Raw genomic sequence first — 1489 nt, 5'->3', positions numbered from 1 at the left:
CGAGCGGCGGACGGGTGAGTAATGTCTGGGGATCTGCCTGATGGAGGGGGATAACTACTGGAAACGGTAGCTAATACCGCATAACGTCGCAAGACCAAAGTGGGGGACCTTCGGGCCTCACGCCATCGGATGAACCCAGATGGGATTAGCTAGTAGGTGGGGTAACGGCTCACCTAGGCGACGATCCCTAGCTGGTCTGAGAGGATGACCAGCCACACTGGAACTGAGACACGGTCCAGACTCCTACGGGAGGCAGCAGTGGGGAATATTGCACAATGGGGGAAACCCTGATGCAGCCATGCCGCGTGTGTGAAGAAGGCCTTCGGGTTGTAAAGCACTTTCAGCGGGGAGGAAGGCGGTAAGGTTAATAACCTTACCGATTGACGTTACCCGCAGAAGAAGCACCGGCTAACTCCGTGCCAGCAGCCGCGGTAATACGGAGGGTGCAAGCGTTAATCGGAATGACTGGGCGTAAAGCGCACGCAGGCGGTCTGTTAAGTTGGATGTGAAATCCCCGGGCTTAACCTGGGAACTGCATTCAAAACTGACAGGCTAGAGTCTCGTAGAGGGGGGTAGAATTCCAGGTGTAGCGGTGAAATGCGTAGAGATCTGGAGGAATACCGGTGGCGAAGGCGGCCCCCTGGACGAAGACTGACGCTCAGGTGCGAAAGCGTGGGGAGCAAACAGGATTAGATACCCTGGTAGTCCACGCTGTAAACGATGTCGATTTGGAGGTTGTGCCCTTGAGGCGTGGCTTCCGGAGCTAACGCGTTAAATCGACCGCCTGGGGAGTACGGCCGCAAGGTTAAAACTCAAATGAATTGACGGGGGCCCGCACAAGCGGTGGAGCATGTGGTTTAATTCGATGCAACGCGAAGAACCTTACCTACTCTTGACATCCAGCGAAGACTGCAGAGATGCGGTCGTGCCTTCGGGAACGCTGAGACAGGTGCTGCATGGCTGTCGTCAGCTCGTGTTGTGAAATGTTGGGTTAAGTCCCGCAACGAGCGCAACCCTTATCCTCTGTTGCCAGCACTACGGGTGGGAACTCAGGGGAGACTGCCGGTGATAAACCGGAGGAAGGTGGGGATGACGTCAAGTCATCATGGCCCTTACGAGTAGGGCTACACACGTGCTACAATGGCGTATACAAAGAGAAGCGACCTCGCGAGAGCAAGCGGACCTCATAAAGTACGTCGTAGTCCGGATTGGAGTCTGCAACTCGACTCCATGAAGTCGGAATCGCTAGTAATCGTAGATCAGAATGCTACGGTGAATACGTTCCCGGGCCTTGTACACACCGCCCGTCACACCATGGGAGTGGGTTGCAAAAGAAGTAGGTAGCTTAACCTTCGGGAGGGCGCTTACCACTTTGTGATTCATGACTGGGGTGAAGTCGTAACAAGGTAACCGTAGGGGAACCTGCGGTTGGATCACCTCCTTACCGAGTTGAAGTGCCTGCGTGGTGTCCACACAGATTGTCTGATGA

Annotated in this window: 1 rRNA gene; it reads left to right on the top strand. The window is 55.1% G+C overall.

Features of this window, described 5'->3' with window-relative positions:
• Positions 1–1444: ribosomal RNA gene (locus DXXMK7_RS00140) — 16S ribosomal RNA — on the top strand; the annotation flags it as partial.
• Positions 1445–1489 lie beyond the last annotated feature (45 nt).

Origin of the sequence: Dickeya sp. MK7, from assembly GCF_000406305.1 — a bacterium.
In the GTDB taxonomy this organism is placed as follows: Bacteria; Pseudomonadota; Gammaproteobacteria; order Enterobacterales; family Enterobacteriaceae; genus Dickeya; species Dickeya fangzhongdai.
This window is presented reverse-complemented; position numbering and strand designations above follow the sequence as displayed.